Source organism: Streptomyces griseoviridis (assembly GCF_005222485.1).
GTDB classification, from domain to species: Bacteria; Actinomycetota; Actinomycetes; order Streptomycetales; family Streptomycetaceae; genus Streptomyces; species Streptomyces hintoniae.
The window spans coordinates 1,564,719-1,582,331 of the sequence record NZ_CP029078.1 but is presented as its reverse complement, the minus strand read 5'-3'; the positions used below and the strand labels follow the sequence as shown (position 1 = coordinate 1,582,331).

Annotated in this window: 22 protein-coding genes; 11 read left to right on the top strand and 11 right to left on the bottom strand. The window is 73.6% G+C overall.

Translation table 11 applies throughout. The annotated features are described in order from the left end of the window. Positions 1-61: 61 nt before the first annotated feature. Positions 62-535, bottom strand: a complete 474-nt coding sequence (locus DDJ31_RS06075; protein WP_127181318.1) for a pyridoxamine 5'-phosphate oxidase family protein — start codon at positions 533-535, stop codon at positions 62-64. A gap of 149 nt (positions 536-684) precedes the next feature. Between DDJ31_RS06075 and DDJ31_RS06070 the strand changes: the two genes are divergently transcribed. Next, positions 685-1,341 carry a cysteine hydrolase gene (locus DDJ31_RS06070; RefSeq protein WP_127181319.1) on the top strand — a complete coding sequence of 219 codons (657 nt, stop codon included), beginning with the start codon at positions 685-687 and terminating at the stop codon, positions 1,339-1,341. Here DDJ31_RS06070 and DDJ31_RS06065 read toward each other — a convergent pair. After that, positions 1,328-1,744 (bottom strand): Rieske (2Fe-2S) protein, encoded by a 417-nt coding sequence (locus DDJ31_RS06065; protein ID WP_127181320.1) that lies wholly within the window; start codon positions 1,742-1,744, stop codon positions 1,328-1,330. The two genes, DDJ31_RS06070 and DDJ31_RS06065, sit on opposite strands and share 14 nt — an antisense overlap. A gap of 308 nt (positions 1,745-2,052) precedes the next feature. Between DDJ31_RS06065 and DDJ31_RS06060 the strand changes: the two genes are divergently transcribed. From DDJ31_RS06060 to DDJ31_RS06030, 7 genes are all read left to right on the top strand, one after another. Then, on the top strand, positions 2,053-2,871 hold the full coding sequence (locus DDJ31_RS06060; RefSeq protein WP_127181321.1) for an isocitrate lyase/PEP mutase family protein: 819 nt from the start codon (positions 2,053-2,055) through the stop codon (positions 2,869-2,871). 131 nt (positions 2,872-3,002) lie between these two features. Then, complete coding sequence (locus DDJ31_RS06055; protein ID WP_127181322.1) at positions 3,003-3,767, top strand: HipA family kinase; 765 nt, start codon at positions 3,003-3,005, stop codon at positions 3,765-3,767. After that, entirely contained in the window at positions 3,764-4,213 is a 450-nt protein-coding gene (locus DDJ31_RS06050; RefSeq protein ID WP_127181323.1) for a DUF3037 domain-containing protein, read from the top strand. The genes DDJ31_RS06055 and DDJ31_RS06050 overlap by 4 nt, the downstream gene beginning before the upstream one ends. 125 nt (positions 4,214-4,338) lie before the next feature. Then, entirely contained in the window at positions 4,339-5,100 is a 762-nt protein-coding gene (gene fabG / locus DDJ31_RS06045) for a 3-oxoacyl-ACP reductase FabG (RefSeq protein ID WP_127181324.1), read from the top strand. Positions 5,101-5,112: 12 nt separating this feature from the next. Beyond that, a complete protein-coding gene (locus DDJ31_RS06040; protein WP_127181325.1) occupies positions 5,113-5,871 on the top strand; it encodes an SDR family oxidoreductase in 759 nt (252 codons plus the stop codon). A 327-nt stretch (positions 5,872-6,198) separates the two neighbouring features. After that, a complete protein-coding gene (ung, locus tag DDJ31_RS06035) occupies positions 6,199-6,882 on the top strand; it encodes a uracil-DNA glycosylase (RefSeq protein WP_127181326.1) in 684 nt (227 codons plus the stop codon). Positions 6,883-7,000: 118 nt separating this feature from the next. Further along, a complete protein-coding gene (locus DDJ31_RS06030) occupies positions 7,001-7,597 on the top strand; it encodes a hypothetical protein (RefSeq protein ID WP_127182926.1) in 597 nt (198 codons plus the stop codon). A 165-nt stretch (positions 7,598-7,762) separates the two neighbouring features. On the opposite strand, the gene DDJ31_RS06025 is transcribed toward DDJ31_RS06030, so the two are convergent. Beyond that, the gene (locus DDJ31_RS06025) at positions 7,763-8,284 is read right to left on the bottom strand and encodes a hypothetical protein (RefSeq protein WP_127181327.1); all 522 of its coding nucleotides are present in this window, start codon (positions 8,282-8,284) and stop codon (positions 7,763-7,765) included. Between the two features lie 112 nt (positions 8,285-8,396). After that, a complete protein-coding gene (locus tag DDJ31_RS06020) occupies positions 8,397-8,909 on the bottom strand; it encodes a DinB family protein (RefSeq protein WP_127181328.1) in 513 nt (170 codons plus the stop codon). Between the two features lie 149 nt (positions 8,910-9,058). Here DDJ31_RS06020 and DDJ31_RS06015 point away from each other — a divergent pair, with 149 nt between their 5' ends. Next, a complete protein-coding gene (locus DDJ31_RS06015) occupies positions 9,059-9,964 on the top strand; it encodes a Gfo/Idh/MocA family protein (protein WP_127181329.1) in 906 nt (301 codons plus the stop codon). Here the strand turns inward: DDJ31_RS06015 and lnt are convergent. After that, positions 9,888-11,453: an apolipoprotein N-acyltransferase gene (lnt, locus tag DDJ31_RS06010; protein WP_127181330.1), complete on the bottom strand. Its 1,566-nt coding sequence runs from the start codon at positions 11,451-11,453 to the stop codon at positions 9,888-9,890. The two genes, DDJ31_RS06015 and lnt, sit on opposite strands and share 77 nt — an antisense overlap. Positions 11,454-11,551: 98 nt before the next feature. Continuing rightward, complete coding sequence (locus DDJ31_RS06005) at positions 11,552-12,055, bottom strand: nuclear transport factor 2 family protein (RefSeq protein ID WP_127181331.1); 504 nt, start codon at positions 12,053-12,055, stop codon at positions 11,552-11,554. A gap of 92 nt (positions 12,056-12,147) precedes the next feature. On the opposite strand from DDJ31_RS06005, the gene DDJ31_RS06000 reads away from it, so the two are divergent. Both DDJ31_RS06000 and DDJ31_RS05995 read left to right on the top strand, forming a co-directional pair. Then, entirely contained in the window at positions 12,148-12,771 is a 624-nt protein-coding gene (locus DDJ31_RS06000; protein WP_127181332.1) for an HAD family hydrolase, read from the top strand. 153 nt (positions 12,772-12,924) lie between these two features. After that, positions 12,925-13,665 carry an SDR family NAD(P)-dependent oxidoreductase gene (locus DDJ31_RS05995; RefSeq protein ID WP_127181333.1) on the top strand — a complete coding sequence of 247 codons (741 nt, stop codon included), beginning with the start codon at positions 12,925-12,927 and terminating at the stop codon, positions 13,663-13,665. Positions 13,666-13,803: 138 nt separating this feature from the next. Here DDJ31_RS05995 and DDJ31_RS05990 read toward each other — a convergent pair whose 3' ends face one another. From DDJ31_RS05990 to DDJ31_RS05970, 5 genes are all read right to left on the bottom strand, one after another. Further along, entirely contained in the window at positions 13,804-14,409 is a 606-nt protein-coding gene (locus DDJ31_RS05990) for a chloramphenicol phosphotransferase CPT family protein (RefSeq protein ID WP_164785031.1), read from the bottom strand. A gap of 65 nt (positions 14,410-14,474) precedes the next feature. Further along, entirely contained in the window at positions 14,475-14,654 is a 180-nt protein-coding gene (locus DDJ31_RS05985) for a hypothetical protein (RefSeq protein ID WP_127181334.1), read from the bottom strand. A gap of 134 nt (positions 14,655-14,788) precedes the next feature. Beyond that, positions 14,789-15,664, bottom strand: coding sequence for an undecaprenyl-diphosphate phosphatase (locus DDJ31_RS05980; RefSeq protein ID WP_127181335.1), 876 nt, complete (start codon positions 15,662-15,664; stop codon positions 14,789-14,791). A 264-nt stretch (positions 15,665-15,928) separates the two neighbouring features. Then, positions 15,929-16,807, bottom strand: a complete 879-nt coding sequence (locus DDJ31_RS05975; RefSeq protein ID WP_127181336.1) for an NAD-dependent epimerase/dehydratase family protein — start codon at positions 16,805-16,807, stop codon at positions 15,929-15,931. A 159-nt stretch (positions 16,808-16,966) separates the two neighbouring features. Beyond that, positions 16,967-17,506 (bottom strand): YbhB/YbcL family Raf kinase inhibitor-like protein, encoded by a 540-nt coding sequence (locus tag DDJ31_RS05970; protein WP_127181337.1) that lies wholly within the window; start codon positions 17,504-17,506, stop codon positions 16,967-16,969. Positions 17,507-17,613 lie beyond the last annotated feature (107 nt).

Here is a 17,613-nt window from a genome sequence, read left to right as displayed (position 1 = left end):
GTGACCGGGCCGCGAAGCAGCCCGGTTCCTCCGCCGGCTCCAGGTGCGCGGAGCGGCGGAACTACCGTGCGGGGCCGCCCAGTTTGCGGAAGTCCCAGGAGACGATCTTCTCCGGGGTCAGCCTGATCCAGGCGTGCCTGCCGTCGTGCGGCATCTCCTCCAGCCGGAAGTTCTTGCGCGCGAACAGGGTCTCGGGGACGTCGAGTTCGGCGCACAGCTCGCCGGTGCGCGGGGACTCGCCCACGAACTCCACCGCACCGGACAGCTCCACGCCCCGCAGTTCGTCGTACTCCTCACCGGTGTCGACCACGATCGCGACCCGCTGGTCCCGGCGCAGATCCGTCCACCGCTTGCTGCGCACCACCGAGTACAGCCACATCGAGGTGCCGTCCCAGGCGAACCACAACGTGCTGACGTGCGGTGCCCCGCTCGCCGAGATCGTCGCCACCCGGCAGGTGCGCTGGGTGGTGAGGAACTCGTCCAGCTCGCCCGGCGTCATCATGATCTTCCGGCCGCGGCGCTGAGTGACGGTCATGTGTCCCCCTCTTCTCTCACGTCGTGCCAGAGGAACTCCGATGATCCTCTGACATCACGTCAGAAAAGGATGGTTCGTCTTCCGTCCGCGCGCAATGGTGGCTACGCTCGCCGCCGTCGCGCCGTACCGCCCGTGACGAGGGGAGAACCGTGCCGTCCCACGCTCGGCTCAGCGAGCCGCTCGACCCGGCGACGACGGTGGTGCTCACCGTCGAGTGCCAGCAGGGCGTCGTAGGACCCGACAGCGCGCTGCCCGAACTCGCCCGCGCGGCACGGGCGTCGGGGGCTCTCGCCAACGTCGCCCGGCTGGTCGCCGCCGCCCATGAGCGGGGCGTCCAGGTCGTCCACGCGCTCGCCGAGCGCCGTCCCGACGGCCGCGGCGCCAACCGCAACGCCCGCCTCTTCCGGGCCGCCGAACGCCTCCCTGTCCAGCAGCTCGCCGGCACCTCCGCGGTCCGCGTCGCCGCCCCGATCGAGGTGACCGAGGAGGACCTCGTGGTCCGTCGGCTGCACGGGCTGTCCCCGATCCAGGGCACCGACGTCGACGCCCTGCTGCGCAATCTCGGCTGCCGCACCCTGGTGGTGACCGGGGTGTCGGCCAACGTGGCGATCCCCAACGCCGTCTTCGACGCGGTCAATCGGGGCTACACGGTCGTCGTGCCCGCCGACGCCATCGCGGGAGTGCCCGCCGACTACACCCCCGCGATGATCCGTCACACCCTCGCGCTGGTCGCCACGGTCGCGACCACGGACGAGGTGCTGGGCGCGCTGAGCGGCCCGCGCAGGACCCGCCTCACGCCAGGGTGATCGAGTCCCCGCTCACCTTGATCTCGGCGGCGGGCAGCGCCTGGGTCGCGGGACCCTGTTTCACGCTGCCGTCCTCGACCGAGAAGTGGCTCTTGTGGCAGGGGCAGACGATGACGCCGTCGGCGACGCTGGTCACCGCGCAGCCCTGGTGCGTGCACTTGGCCGAGAACGCCTTGAAGGTGCCCGCCGTCGGCTGGGTGACCACCACCCCCTCGTCCTTGAAGATCTTGCCGCCGCCCTCCGGGATGTCGGTCGTCCTGCCGAGGCTCGCCCCGGCGGAGGCGGAGGAGTCGTCCCCCGATCCGCAGGCCGTCAGCGCCACGGCGAGTCCCGCGGCGCCGACGGCCGCGACCACGGTGCGCCGGGTGGGTGCCGGAAGGGGGTGAAGCGATTCGCTGGTCATGCTGACGTTCCCTTCGAATGCGTGGATCTCCACAGGGGTACGGCCGTCGCGTGTCGGTTGTTCAGCCGGTTCGGTTGTTCGGACGGTGCCGAGAGCCTGCCGGGTGCCGCGTCGGGGCGGGGTAAGCCAGAGCTGTCGTTTCGCTGTCGGCCGGTGCGGCCGGTACCGCCGGGCCGCGGGTACGACGGGCGGGCCCGCACCTGATCCGCGCGGCTCGCACGGCCCGCGTCAGGGGAGCCGTCCGTCCGCCGACGTACCTGTCGGATTTCCGCCAGAGCGCGGGCGGCGTCCGGTGGTTGACTCGCGGCATGAGCCACGCACAGCCGGACCGGGCACGCCTCTTCCGCTCCCTCCACACCCCGACCGCGCCCCTCGCGCTCGCCAACGCCTGGGACGTCGCCAGCGCCCGCGTCATCGAGGCCGCGGGCGCCCCCGCGATCGCCACCACCAGCGCGGGCGTCGCCTGGTCGCTCGGTTCGCCCGACGGCGACTCCCTCGCCCGCGACCTGGCGCTCGACCTGGTCGCCCGGGTCGTCGCGGCCGTCGCGGTCCCGGTCACCGCCGACATCGAGGGCGGATACGGCACGGACGCAGCCGACATCGCCAGGACCGTCGAGGGGGTGCTCGCGGCCGGTGCCGTCGGCGTCAACATCGAGGACGGCACCCGGCCCCCGGCCGAGCTGGCCGCACGGCTCGCCGTGGCCCGGCGGACCGCCGAGCGGGCGGGCGCCGACCTGTTCCTCAACGCCCGTGTCGACACCTTCCTGTCCGGGCTCGGCGACCCGGACACCCGGCTGCGGGAGACCCTGGACCGGGCGCACCGGTGCGTCGAGGCGGGCGCGGACGGCGTCTTCGTGCCCGGTGTCACCGACCCCGCCACCCTCGCCGCGCTGGCCGAGGAGATCCCCGTCCCGCTGAACGCCATGGCGGGCCCCGGCGCCCCGGCCGTCGCCGAACTCGGCGCCCTCGGCGTGGCCCGCGTCAGCCTCGGCTCGGGCGTGGCGCAGACGGCCTACGCGACCGCCCGCGCCGCCGCCCGCGACCTCTACACCACCGGCACCTACGCCTCCCTCGCCGACGGCATCCCTTTCCCGGAACTCAACGGACTGCTCTCCGAAGGACGTTGACCCACCGACGGGACCGCCGGGCCCGCCGCGCGGCCGAAGCCTCGTCACCCCCGGTTACTATGCTCGCTTCACACCGGAGGCCGGGAGCGTGCCGTGGACTGTAGGGCCGAAGAGTCGGGTGGCTTGAGGAAATGCTGAACGAGGTCACCGTGACCCGCTACGTCACGCCGCTGCGTGAGGGCGGGTCGCTGCCGGGGCTCGTCGAGGGCGACGACCTCGGCGCGTACGTCATCAAGTTCGCCTCCGCGGGGCAGGGGCGCAAGACGCTGGTCGCCGAGGTCGTCTGCGGGGAACTGGCCCGCAGACTCGGCTTCCGGATGCCCCGGCTCGTCACCCTCGCCCTCGACCCCGTCCTCGGGCTCGGCGAGCCCGAACAGCAGGTGCAGGACCTGCTGCGCGGCAGCGGCGGCGGCAACCTCGGCATGGACTTCCTCTCCGGCGCCCTCGGCTTCGACCCGCTCGCCTTCGCGGTGAGCCCCGAGGAGGCCGGGCGGATCGTCTGGTTCGACGCGCTCGTGGGCAACGTCGACCGCTCCTGGCGCAACCCCAACCTGCTGGTGCACCGCGGCGACCTGTGGCTCATCGACCACGGCGCCACCATGATCTGGCACCACAACTGGCCGGCCGCCGAGACCTCCGCCGCCCGCCCCTACGACGCCTCCGAGCACGCCCTCGCCCGCTTTGCCCCTGATATCGCGGGCGCCGCCGCCGAGCTGGCCCCGCACGTCACCGAGGAGCTGCTCGCCGAGGTCACCGCCGAGATCCCGGACGCCTGGCTGGCCGACGAACCCGGCTTCACCGACCCCGACGACCTGCGGCGGGCCTACGCGCGCCCGCTGCTCGCCCGCGCCGCCACCGTGCACGAGCGCGTCACCGGAATCGAGGAGCGGCCGTGAGCGACCGTCACATCCACATGGCAGGCCAGGTCGTGGAACGGCACATCACCAGGGCGGGCCAGGGGGGCGGCCGGGACGTCTACGAGTACGCCCTGCTGCGCGTCGTCCCGCGCGTCGAACGCGGCGAGTGCGTCAACGCCGGGGTGCTCGTCTACTGCCGGGCGCGCGGCTACCTCGGCGCCCGCACCCACCTCGACGAGAACCGGCTGCTCGCCCTCGACCCGCGCGCCGACGTCGCCGGGGTCAGGGCCGCGCTCGGCGCCGTCGAGGCCGTCTGCGGCGGCGGGACGGCGGCGGGCCAGGCCGCGGGTGACGACGCCGGACGGCGCTTCCGCTGGCTCATCGCGCCCCGCTCCACCGTCGTCCAGCCGGGGCCCGTGCACACCGGGCTCACCGTCGATCCGGTGGCCGATACCGAACGGCTGCTCGACCTGCTGGTGAGGTAATCGATCACACCCGCCTCGTATGGCGTTGACACCGGGTGTCAGGGCTTCTAGCGTCACGTGCCGAAGGTACTAAGCGGTCGCTCACCACAGCGGGCGTACTTTCTCTAGGGCGAGGAGAACAGGCAATGTCCACCACTGAGCAGCGGGTCGCCGTGGTCACCGGCGGTGCCCGGGGCATCGGCGCCGCCACCGCCGTACGGCTGGCCGCCGAAGGCCGCGCAGTCGCCGTCATCGACCTCGACGAGGCCGCCTGCAAGGACACCGTCGAGCGGATCACCGCGGCCGGCGGCCGGGCCCTCGCGGTCGGCGCCGACGTCTCGGACGAGGCGCAGGTCGAGGCCGCCGTCGCGCGCGTCGTCGCCGAGCTGGGCGCCCCCACGATCCTGGTCAACAACGCGGGCGTGCTGCGCGACAACCTGCTGTTCAAGATGAGCGTCTCCGACTGGGACACCGTCATGAACGTCCACCTGCGCGGCGCCTTCCTGATGGCGAAGGCCGTCCAGAAGCACATGGTCGACGCCGGGTTCGGCCGCATCGTGAACCTCTCCTCGTCCTCCGCCCTCGGCAACCGCGGCCAGGTCAACTACTCCGCGGCCAAGGCCGGTCTCCAGGGCTTCACCAAGACCCTCGCCAAGGAACTCGGCAAGTTCGGCGTCACCGCCAACGCCGTCGCCCCCGGCTTCATCGCCACCGAGATGACCAAGGCCACCGCCGACCGCGTCGGCATGGGCTTCGACGACTTCAAGGCCGCCGCCGCCACCCAGATCCCGGTCGCCCGGGTCGGCGAGCCCGAGGACATCGCCAACGCCATCGCCTTCTTCACCGGCGAGGCGGCCGGTTTCGTCTCGGGCCAGGTGCTGTACGTGGCCGGCGGACCGCTCGACTAGGGGGCACGGACCATGACTTCGGTGGAACTCTCCGGCCGGGTCGCGCTCGTCACGGGCGCCAGCCGCGGCATCGGCTACGGCGTCGCCGAGGCGTTCGTCGCCCGCGGCGACCGGGTCGCCATCACCGGCCGCAACGAGGACGCCCTCAAGGAGGCCGTCGACCGGCTCGGCGCCGACCGCGTCATCGGCATAGCGGGCAAGGCGCACGACCTCGACCACCAGGCCGAGGCGGTCGAGCGCACCATGGCGGCCTTCGGACGCGTCGACTTCCTGGTCAACAACGCCGGGACCAACCCGGTCTTCGGGCCGATGGCCGACCTCGACCTGAATGTGGCCCGCAAGGTCTACGAGACCAACGTCGTCTCGGCGCTCGGCTTCGCCCAGCGGACCTGGCACGCCTGGCAGAAGGAGAACGGCGGCGCGATCGTCAACATCGCCTCGGTGGCCGGCCTCGCGCCCTCGCCCTTCATCGGCGCGTACGGCATGAGCAAGGCCGCGATGATCAACCTCACCCAGCAGCTCGCGCACGAGTTCGCGCCCCTGGTGCGGGTCAACGCCATCGCCCCGGCCGTGGTGAAGACCAGGTTCGCGCAGGCCCTGTACGAGGGCCGCGAGGAGGAGGCCGCGGCCTCCTACCCGCTCGGCCGGCTCGGGGTGCCCTCCGACATCGGCGGCGCCGCCGCGTTCCTCACCTCGGAGCAGTCCGACTGGGTCACCGGGCAGACCCTGGTGGTCGACGGCGGCATCTTCCTGAACGCGGGCGTGGGCTGACGCCGACCCACCCACCGCACGGAACGGGCGCCTCCGGACGGACGGCGCCCGTTCCCGCGCGTGCGGCGGCAGAACGAGAGCGGCCGAGGGCAGACGGGGGCGGACAGGGACGGACAGGGGCGAAGGGGTCATGGCCGGGGCCGCGGTGGCCGCCGGGGAAGCGGGCGGACGGCGGTCGACGAGGCGTTCCGCGGGCCGGATCCCGGGAGCCGAGGGCCGTTGTCAGTGGGCGGCGGTAGGTTCTGTGGACGGGAGGGGACCGGACGGTCCTCCCTCGTCCGCATCGTTGATTGCTCATCGTTCACCGCACATCGTAAGGAAGTTGACGTGACCGACATCGCCATGCTGCCCGAGTCCTGGCGCGGCGTCCTGGGTGACGAACTCCAGCAGCCCTACTTCAAGGAGCTGACCGAGTTCGTCGAGGAGGAGCGGGCGAAGGGTCCCGTCTACCCGCCCCGCGAGGAGGTCTTCGCCGCCCTCGACGCGACGCCGTACGACCAGGTCAAGGTGCTCATCCTCGGTCAGGACCCCTACCACGGCGAGGGCCAGGGCCACGGCCTGTGCTTCTCGGTCCGCCCCGGTGTGCGGACCCCGCCGTCGCTGCGCAACATCTACAAGGAGATGCAGCAGGAGCTGGGCACCCCGATCCCGGACAACGGCTATCTGATGCCCTGGGCCCAGCAGGGCGTCCTGCTGCTCAACGCGGTGCTCACCGTCCGCTCCGGGGAGGCCAACTCGCACAAGGGCAAGGGCTGGGAGAAGTTCACCGACGCGGTGATCCGCGCGGTCGCCGAGCGGCCCGACCCGGCGGTCTTCGTGCTCTGGGGCAACTACGCGCAGAAGAAGCTGCCGCTGATCGACGAGACCCGGCACGTGGTGGTCAAGGGCGCGCACCCGTCCCCGCTCTCCGCGAAGAAGTTCTTCGGCTCCCGCCCGTTCACGCAGATCGACGAGGCGGTCGCGGCCCAGGGCCACGAGCCGATCGACTGGACCGTGCCCGACCTCGGCTGACCGCCGCCGGGCCGGTTCCGCGCGGGACCGGCCCGGTGCCGCCTGACCGGGATTGCCGGTGGCTGCGGTTAGCGTCGGTCACGACAGCGGTGCGGCGGGTGAGCGGGCGGAGGACGCGGTGGCCGAGGGACCGGAGCAGACGGCGCTGGACGAGGTGATGACGCGGATCGGGCAGAGCGTCATCCTGCACCACGCCGGTGACCGCGAGGAGGCCAGGCACCGCTTCCTCGCCCTCTGGGCCGAGATCGGCGAGCACGGCGAGGCCCTGCACCGCTGCACCCTGGCTCACTACCTCGCCGACACCCAGGACGACCCCTCCGACGAACTCGCCTGGGATCTGCGGGCGTTGACGGCCGCCGAGGAACTCTCCGACGACCGGCTCGACGAGGACCGGCTGGACGAGGACCGGGTGGACGACGACCGGCTGGATGACGGACGGCTGGACGACGGACGGCCCACCGGTCGGGCCGGTGCGGTCGCCGTCCGCGCCCTCTACCCCTCCCTGCACCTGAACCTCGCCGCCGACTACGCGAAGCTCGGCCGCAGCGGCGCCGCCCGCTCCCATCTGCGCCGGGCCAGGGGAGCCGCCGAGACCCTCGCCGAGGACCGCTACGGGGACGGGGTACGCGCCGCCATCAGCCGGCTCGAACTGAGCCTGGGAGAGGGCGGCACCCCGGGGGAGGGCCGCTGGGGCCCACCTCGACAGCGGCCCTGAGAACGGATCGCGGCGCTGAGAACGAGGCGCGGCGCTGAAAACGAGGCGCGGCTAGGTGAACGGGTCGCGGCCCTCAGAGCGGGTCGCGGCTCCGAGAACGGGTCGCGGCTCTGAGGGCAGGTCGCGGTCCTCTGCCCCTACGCGGCCCCTACGCGCGGGCCGGTCTCACCGCCCGTACGTCTGCCCGCACACCATCGACTGCGGGCTGTCCGCGGGCCAGCCGCCGTACTTCCGGCCCAGCGCGCAGACGTCCGCCTGACTGCGGGGAACCCCCTTCGCCGGGTCAGGGAACTGGGCGCGCGGCGCGTGCCCAGGGTGCCGGGGACGCTGCTCCGGGTGCGCGGCGCGGGGGTGCGGACGCGGCGGGGCGTGCGGGACCCTGGGGGCCTGCGGCCGTCCGTCGGAGGACGGCACCGAGTCCGTACCCGAGCCTGCCGCGGACGGTACGGAGTGTGGCTTCGACGGGCGGTCGTCCCGGGGCGACGGGCCGATCATCTCCAGCGCCTCACGGGCCGGTGCCTGCACCACCTGCTCCCCGCCCCGCCCCTCGGGACGCGGCGCGGACGACGGCTGGACGGGCGCGGCGGCCGGTCCTGACACGGGCGGGCGCTGCACCGTCACACAGCCGGTGAGGGCCGAGACGGCGACGGTGACCAGGAGCGTCGCGGTGGTCGTCGTTCGATGCACCCGCGCAACAATGGCGGTTGTCCGGGCCAGGGGACAGCGGACAGGCGGAGGTTGCCCCGCACGGGTGACACCATCCCCCGCGTTGACGGATCGAGCCCGCCCCCGCGCGGCGTCACTCCCCGGTGGCGCCGTCGAGACACTCGCGCAGCAGGTCGGCGTGGCCGTTGTGGCGGGCGTACTCCTCGATCATGTGCGTGAGGATCCAGCGCAGGCTGAAGACCTCCCCGGTGCGCCGGTGTCGGCCGGTGGACGGGTCGTCGAGCGCGAGGTCCGCCGCGTGCCGCCTGGCGGTGTCGATCTCGGCCTGCCAGGTGGCGTACGCCTCCGCCCAGGTGTCCGCCTCGGTGAGCCGGAACTCGCCGTCGGGATCGGCGTCGCTGTAGTAGATCGGCGGGGCGTCCTCGCCGACCAGGACCCGCCGGAACCAGGACCGCTCGACCTCCGCCATGTGCCGCACGAGACCCATCAGGGAGAGCGTGGAGGGCGCCACCGACGCCGTCCGCAACTGGGCGTCCGTCAGACCCGCGCACTTGTGGGCCAGCGTCTGCCGGTGGTAGTCGAGCCAGCCCTCCAGCATGGTGCGTTCGTCGGCGTCGGTCGCGGGTTCACGGCGGTCGTTGCTCATGCCCCGCATCCTGCCAGCCGGGTCTGACAACGGGGCGCGGGCCGGGTCCCGGGCGGGCCCGCCCAGGGTGTCCGAGCCGCCCCGTATGCTTCCGGACCAGGCGGCGCCCGGAGGCGGGAGCCAGGGACAGGCGAGCGACAGGAGACTCCGTGAAGGTCGGCTGCATCGGACTCGGCGACATCGCGCGGAAGGCGTACCTGCCGGTCCTCGCCGGTCTCGGCGAGGTCGAACTGCACCTCCAGACCAGGACGCCCGCCACCCTCGACCGGGTCGCCGACGGTCTCCACCTCCCCGCGGGGCAGCGGCACACCACCCTCGACGCGCTGCTCGACCAGGGCCTCGACGCGGCGTTCGTGCACGCGCCCACCCCGGTCCACCCGGAGATCGTGGCCCGGCTGCTCGAAGCGGGCGTCCCCACCTACGTCGACAAGCCGCTCGCCTACGAACTCGCCGACTCCGAGCGGCTGGTGGCGCTCGCCGAGGAGCGCGGTGTCTCCCTGGCCGTCGGCTTCAACCGGCGCTTCGCGCCCGGGTACGCGCAGTGCCTCGAACACCCGCGCGACCTGATCCTCCTCCAGAAGAACCGGGTCGGGCTGCCGGAGGAACCGCGCGCGATGATCCTCGACGACTTCATCCACGTCGTCGACACCCTGCGCTTCCTGGCCCCCGGCCCCATCGACGACGTGACCGTGCGGGCCCGCACCGACGCCGGGCTGCTGCACCACGTCGTGCTCCAGCTGTCCGGGGACGGCTTCACCGCGCTCGGGGTGATGAACCGGCTCAGCGGTTCGGCCGAGGAGATCCTCGAGGTGTCCGGGCAGGACAGCAAGCGCCAGGTCGTCAACCTCGCCGAGACGATCGACCACAAGGGCCAGCCGACGGTGCGCCGGCGCGGAGACTGGGTGCCGGTGGCCCGTCAGCGCGGCATCGAGCAGGCCGTCCTCGTCTTCCTCGACGCCGTACGCGCGGGCACGGTGGTCAGCGCCCGTGACGCACTGGAGACTCACGAACTGTGCGAGCGGGTGGTGCGGGCGGTGCGGGAACACGCCGCCTGAGCCGCAGCGCCCGCGCGCCCTCCGCCGTCGCCCACCCGGCGAGCACCAGCAGCGCGCCCCGCACCGGCCAGTCGCCGAACCGGACGTACGGGGTGGTGCCGGTCGCCACCGGCACCTCGAAGACCCGGGCCTGTTCGGCGTCGGTGCCCAGCCACGACCCGATCAGCCGACCGCTCGCGCCGTAGACGGCGGAGTCGCCGGTGAGCGTCGCGTGCACGACCGCCCGGCCGGTCTCCGCGGCCCGCAGCGCGGCCAGCGAGGCGTGCTGCTCGGGCGCCCAACTCCGCTGGAACGACGACGTCGACGACTGGGCGACCAGCACCTCGGCGCCGTCCCCTGCGAGTTTCCGGCTCATGTCGGGGAACGCCGTCTCGAAGCAGATCATCGGGCCGATCCGCAGCCCGTGCCCCGCGTTCATCAGGACCTGCTCGGTGCCGCGCCTGCGGTCCTCGCCCGCCGCCTTGCCGACCGAGGTCGCCCAGCCCAGCAGGGAGCGGGCCGGTATGTACTCCCCGAACGGCACCAGCCGCATCTTGTCGTACCGGTCGCCGGTCAGCCCCTCGGGCCCGACGAGCACCGAACTCTTGTAGACGCCGGGCCGGTCGGAGCGCGGGGCGTCCACGTTGACGAGGAGGTCGGCGCCGGTCTCCCGGGACAGCGCCGCCAGCCGGCGGGTCAGGTCGGGCCGGGCGGCGAGGTCGTACCCGACGCTGCTCTCGCCCCAGACGATCAGATCGAGACGGCGTGGAGCGAGAGCCCGGGTCAGCTGCTCCTCACGGGCGAAGCGCCGGTCGGCTCCGGTGACGACACCGGGCTGCACGACGGCGATCCGCGCCCGCCCCGCCACCTCGGGACGCGGTGCCCAGACCCAGGCCGCCGAGCCCACCGCCGCCGTCGCGACCAGCCCGGCCAGCGCGGGCAGCCGGGCGGCACGGACCGCGACCAGGACCGTCACCGCCACGTTGACGGTCACCACCAGGAAGCTCAGCAGCCACACCCCGCCGACCGACGCCAGCCGCAGCGCGGCGGGTACCTGCCACTGGCTCGAACCGAGCAGCCCCCACGGGCCGCCGAGCCCCTGCCACGACCTGACCAGCTCCACCATCAGCCACCCGGACGGCAGCACGCACAGCGCGCCCGCCACCCGTCCGGCGCCGGGCGTCCCGCCGAGGAACCGGCGCACCAGCCAGCCCCACGGGGCCCAGAGGGCGCCCAGCAGCGCGGCGATCAGGAAGAGGAAGACGGTCAGGCTCGGCAGCAGCCAGTGGTGCACGGCCACCAGGAACCCGAACCCGCCAGACCAGCCGTCGAGGGCCGCCCGCTTGCCGGTCGGCGCGGAGCGGACCAGCAGCATCCACGGGACCAGCGCCACGTACGCGAACCACCACCAGGACGGCGCGGGGAACGCGAAGACGGGCAGCGCGCCCGCCAGCGCGGCGACGACCGAGCGCCGCCACGGAGAGCCGAGCCACTGCCCGAGGTCCTTCATACGACGGCGCCTCCCTGCCGGTCAGGTGGCTCCAGTGTGCGGCCTCGGGAAGATCCGGAACAGGGGGCGCCGCCGTCGGAGGGGCACCGCGGGGGAGGTCATGGGCGTTCGGGCGGCGACAGCCCGCGCCACTTCTCCGCCACCACGACCTCGAGGAACCGCCAGCCGTCGGCGGTGCGCACCAGCCCGAAGTCGTACCGCCCGCCGGACACGAAGTCGGGGGCGCCGGCCGGGCCGTGCTCCGACGGGTCGGGCGGGGCGGTGTCCCCGTCCGTCGCGAACCGCATCGGGTTGAGGTAGTCGGCCCGCACGCGCGCGGTGTCGCCGAGGTCCTGGTCCAGGGTCGCGAACCGCACCCGGCGGTTGACGATCAGATGCTGCCGCATCGAGAAGAGCCGCAGGTTCTCCGCGAGCCAGTCCGCGACGGTCCCGGCGTCCCCCTCGACACCGCCCGCCGACCGGTAGTCCGCCCGGCCGCCGGGCGCGAACAGCTCCCGGTAGGCCGTCCAGTCGCCGTCGTCCACCGCCGCCGCGTACTCGGTCACCCACTCGTCGACAGCCAACCGGTCGATCACGGTAGCGAGTTCCACGCGCTGCGTCATTGGATCATTGTTGGGCACGGAAGGTGCCAGGCCAAGGGGGACGCCCCCAGAACCTTCCCGTGGCGTCGCCCGGGACGCGTAGGATCCGCGGCGTGGAACCTTCCCGAAGCGCGGCAACGAGCATGGTCGTCTGGGATCTCGGCGGGGTCCTGGCCCCGTCGGGACGCGCGCTGCCGGCGCTGGCCGCCGCCCTCGACCTGCCCGAGGACGACCTCGCGGGCCCCTACTGGAACCACCGCGACCCCTACGACCTGGGCGAACCGTCCGAGGCGTACTGGGCCCGGGTGGGACGGGACCTCGGCCGCCCGCTCGACCGCGGCTGGGCCGAGCGCCTCGACCGCGTCGACACCGGGGCGTGGACCGTCCTCGCCGACGACGCCGGGGAACTCCTCGGACGGCTGGCCGGGCGCGGGACACCGCAGGGCGTGCTCTCCAACGCCCCCGCCTCGCTGGCCACGGCGGTCCGCGGCGCCTCCTGGAGCGGGGTGTTCGAGACGCTGGTCTTCTCGGCTGACCTCGGCGTGATGAAGCCCGACCCGCGGGTCTACCGCGCGGCCGACGACCGCTTCGGCCGCCGTCCCGCCGACATCGTCTTCTTCGACGACCGGCCGGAGAACGTCGAGGCGGCCCGCGCGCACGGCTGGCGGGCCCATGTGTGGACCGGCGGCGAGTCCGCAGCCGGAGTCCTCGCGGACGAGGGCCTGCTGACCGGCTGAACGGCGGGACGGCCGACCGGCGGGACGGCCGATCGGCCGGACCGCTGACCGGCCGGACCGCCGACCAGGAGGCCCGGCCGTTTCCGCTGGTTTGATCGATGATCGATCATTAGAGTGAGGTCTCGATCGTCCGCACGCGATGAGGAGACCCCCATGACCCGACCCGTCACGGTCGTCACCGGCGGCAGCAGAGGCATCGGTGCCGCCGTCTGCCGGAGGCTCGCCGCCGACGGACACGACGTCGCGGTCGGCTACCTCCGGGACGGCGAGGCCGCCGAGGACGTCGCGCGGGAGGTGCGGGCGGCCGGCGGGCGGGCGGTCACCGTCCGGGTCGACACCGCCGTCGAGGCCGACGTGGAGCGGCTGTTCGACGTTGCCGAGGCGGAACTCGGTCCGGTCACCGGGCTCGTGAACAACGCCGGGGTGAGCGGGCCGCTGGGGCGCCTCGCCGACACCGACACCGAGGTGCTGCGACGCGTCGTCGACGTCAACCTCCTGGGCACGCTGCTGTGCGCGCGCCGTGCGGCACGGCTGATGACGGCCCGGGGGAGCGGCGTCATCGTCAACATCTCGTCGGGTGCCGCCACTCTCGGCAGCCCCGGGGAGTACGTCCACTACGCGGCGACCAAGGCGGCCGTGGACGCCCTCACCGTGGGCCTGTCCAAGGAGTTGGGGCCTGACGGCGTCCGGGTCAACGCGGTCGCACCCGGGGCCGTCGTCACGGACATGCACGCGGAGATGGGCGACCCGGAGCGGGCGTACCGGATGGCGCCGGCGATCCCGCTGCGCAGGCCGGGGCAGCCCGAGGAGATCGCGGCGGCGGTGGCGTGGCTGATGTCCCCTGACGCGTCGTACACGACCGGCGCGGTGCTGCGGGTCGCGGGCGGACGCTGAGCCGGGACGGGCTGTCGTCTGGGTGCCGGGTGCCGGGTGCCGGGTGCTGGGTGCCGGGTGCCGCGGCGCTGGGCGCGGGCGGGCGGTCGGGCGGAGGCGCGCGTGCGAGTACGGGTGCGAGTGCGACGACGCGGGGGCTCAGCCCTGTTCCGGCAGATGTTCCGGCAGGCGGTACGGCAGTCGCTCCCGTAGCCGTTCGAACGCCGTCGGGCGGGGGCGGTGCGGCAGGAACTCCTTGATGCGGAGCGCGCACGCGCGTGCCGTCGAGCGGCCGGTGTCGCACTCCAGGTCGTAGACGCCGTGCGCGTGCACCTGGGCCGTTTGGGCCGCGGCGAGGCCCGCGGGGCGGTCGCCGCGCTCGCGCTCCCGCCGTTCCAGCTCGGCCGGGTCGCAGTGCACGCCGACGAAGACGACGTCCGGCGCGGACAGCACCGCGAGACAGTCCCGCAACCGCCACTCGGCGCTCAGCACATGGTCGACGACGACGTTGTTGCCGGCGGCGGCCATGCCCGCGACGGCGCGGTGGAAGCCCTGCCAGGTGCGGTGCAGGACGGTGCCGAGGGCGTCGGGCGGGACCGGCACGCGGGAGCGCATCGCGTGGAACGCGTCGACCGGCAGATGGAAGTACGGCTCGTCGAGCATCGGCAGCAGCTCGGCCGCGATGCTCGACTTGCCGGAACTGGACGTGCCGTTGAGGAAGACGACCAGACCCTGGCGCGGGGGAACGTCGGTGAGATGGATCATGCGCGGGAAGCGCGGGAGGTGCCGGGCACGCTGGGGTCGCTCGCGGTGCGGGGAGTCACGGCCGGTCAGGCCGCCTCGACCACGGCCTCGCGGATCGCCGCCGCCCATTCGACCACCAACAGCTCGTACTCCTCGCGCTCCTGGGTCGAGAGGGTGCCTCTCGCGCGCAGCCACAGCGACCGGATCTGCTCGTTCACCTCGGCGGCTGAGCGCACGGAACCAGGGACCTCGGAATCGGGGGACATGCGCACAGCCTAGGGGTAAGCACTGACACTGCGCTACCGGCCCGCTACCCGGCCCCTATGTCGTTGGTCACCAGCGGGGCGGGGGCTGCGGCCCGGTCAAGTACCAGGTGGGGCGGGGGAGTTCCGGTCGGCGGTCAGCCCGCCGACTCGGCCGCGTGCGGGCTGAGCACGCCCGCCGCGACCAGCGCGATGATGACGATGCCGAGCGCGATGCGGTACCAGACGAACGGCATGAAGCTCTTGCTGGAGATCCACTTCATGAACCACGAGATGACCGCGTACCCGGAGGCGAAGGCGATCACCGTCGCGAAGAGCGTCGGGCCCCAGGCGACATGGCCGCCCTCCAGGGCGTCCTTCGTCTCGAACACGCCGGAGGCCAGCACGGCGGGGATGGCGAGGAGGAAGGAGTAACGGGCCGCGGCCTCACGGCGGTAGCCCATGAAGAGGCCGCCGCTGATGGTGGCGCCGGAGCGGGAGACGCCCGGGATGAGGGCCATCGCCTGGCAGAAGCCGAAGATCAGGCCGTCCTTGACGCCGAGGTCCTTGAGGTCCTTGCGCTGCTTGGGGGCGCGGTGCCGGCCGCCGTCCTCGTCGCGGGCGGCGAGCCGGTCCGCGATGCCTATGATCACGCCGACCACGATCAGCATCGTCGCGGTGATCCGCAGATCACGGAACGGGCCCTCGATCGAGTCCTTGAACAGCAGCCCGAGGACACCGATCGGGATCGAGCCGACGATCACCAGCCAGCCCATCTGGGCGTCGTGGTCGCCACGCAGCTCCTTGTTGAAGAGCGAGCGGGTCCAGACGGAGATGATCCGCCCGATGTCCTTGCGGAAGTAGATCAGGACGGCGGCCTCGGTGCCGATCTGGGTGATCGCGGTGAAGGCCGCGCCGGGGTCCTCCCAGCCGGAGAACGCCGCCGTCAGCCGCAGATGCGCGCTGGAGGAGACGGGGAGGAATTCGGTCAGCCCCTGGACGAGTCCGAGGATGAGGGATTCAAACCAAGACATGGGGTAACGGTGTCCAAGCGCTGATCGAGGAGGGCCGACGAAAGCACCACGCCGACCGGCGCGGTGATCACGGGTGTCCGGGGAAGCCTAGCGCCCCCGTGGAGCGGCTCAGGCACAGGGGTTTGGCGGGCGGCCGGGCGCGCGGGGCGGCGGTGGCGGCTGACGGGGACGGAGCCGCGCCGGGAGCCGCCGGCCGGGTGGCTCGACGGCGTTGCTGAGCTGCTGGGGAACGAGGCGAGGGATCTCGGCGAGGGTCCCGCGGACTCACCGGGCGTCGCCCTGGGCGGCGAAGCCGGTCCGCCAGGTCGGCCGCTCGGGCCGCCAACCCCGGCTGTGGGCAAGCGTGTTGAGAGCGCCGCGCTCCCATCCCAGGCGGCCGGCCACCGCGTCGGGCGCGGGCGCGCCGAGGGCGTCGGCCAGGGCAGGAAGCCACTCGCGGGCGGGGGCGGGCTCGTCGTCGACGATGTTGACCGGTCCGCCCGGCCAGTCGAGCGCGGCCAGCGCGGCGCCCGCCGCGTCGGCGACGTGGACGAAGGAGCTGACCGCGTCGTTGGCCACCGTGCTGCCCAGGAAGCGCGCCGACCGGTCGCCCGCCAGGGCCGCCGCGAAGGCGCCGCCCGGCGCGTACCAGGTTCCGGGCCCGTACAGCAGGCCGTAGCGCAGTACGACCGCCGTCTCCAACTCGGCCGCCGTCTCCTCCAGGGCCCTGACAGCGGCGACCGTTCCGGCTCGGGGCTCGGCGGCCGCGCTGTCGAGCGGCACCGCCTCGTCGGCGGGGCCTTCGCCCGGCGCGTACGCCCAGGAGATCGACTGTGCGACGATCCGGCCGACCCCGGCCGCTCGCGCGGCCTCCACCAGGTTCCGGGTGCCCTCACGGCGCAGTCGCCCGTTGGCGGCTCCGTCCGCGTCGGAGAGGTCGGTGAGCTGGTGGATCACCGCCTCCGGTGCCGCCGCGCCGACCGCCTGCCGCAGCCCCTCCGCGTCGAGCGCGTCCGCCGTGACCGCCGTCGCGCCGAGGCTTCTGATCCGCTCGGCCCCGGCCGGGGTCCGTGAGGTGCCGGTGACCTCGTGCCCGGCCGCGATCAGCATCGGGACGAGCAGACTGCCGACGGCGCCGGTGGCGCCGGCCACGAAGACACGCATGAGGACTCCCGGTTCCAGAGGGCCGCGTTGCGAGCCCAGCGTAGATCGGAAGCGGCCGGGGCCCCGCCGGGCCGCCGGTCGACGACCGGCGGCCCGCCTCCCCCGAGGCGTCGATCGGGGGAGGGCGCGGTTCCGCTCGGCGCGGGCCTCATGGGTCGTTCAGGCGGGAGTCTCGGCGGTGGCCGTGAGGACCGCGCGGCCCAGGATGTGGCCGGCCATGGTGAAGCCGAGGGCGGCCGGGGTGGCCTCGGCGGGGACGCCGATGGTGTCGACGTCGAGGGCGTGCACCACGACGAAGTAGCGGTGCGGGCCGTGTCCGGCCGGCGGGGCGGCGCCGATGAAGCGGGCCGCGCGGGCGTCGTTGGGCAGTTGGAACGCGCCCTCGGGCAGGCCCGAGCCGGTGTCGTCCCCGGCGCCTTCGGGCAACTCGGTGACGGTGGCGGGGATGTCGGCGACCGCCCAGTGCCAGAACCCGGACCCGGTGGGGGCGTCGGGGTCGTAGACCGTGACGGCGTAGCTCCTGGTGCCTGCCGGGGCGCCGCTCCAGGAGAGCTGCGGGGACAGGTCCTTGCCGCCGGGCACGCCGGACAGGCCGGAGTACTGCTCGATCGACCAGGCGGCGCCGTCGGCGACGGTGGAGCTGACGACGGTGAAGGAGGCCGCCTCGGGGAGACGGGCGAAGGGGTCGTTGGAACGCATGGTGTCGTGCCTCTCGGATGTGCTGTGGGGCGGTGGTGGCGCCGCAGACGGAAGATCCCGCCGCGGCGGCGCCGGGAGGGGGGCCGGATGTGCGCCTCTCCTCACCA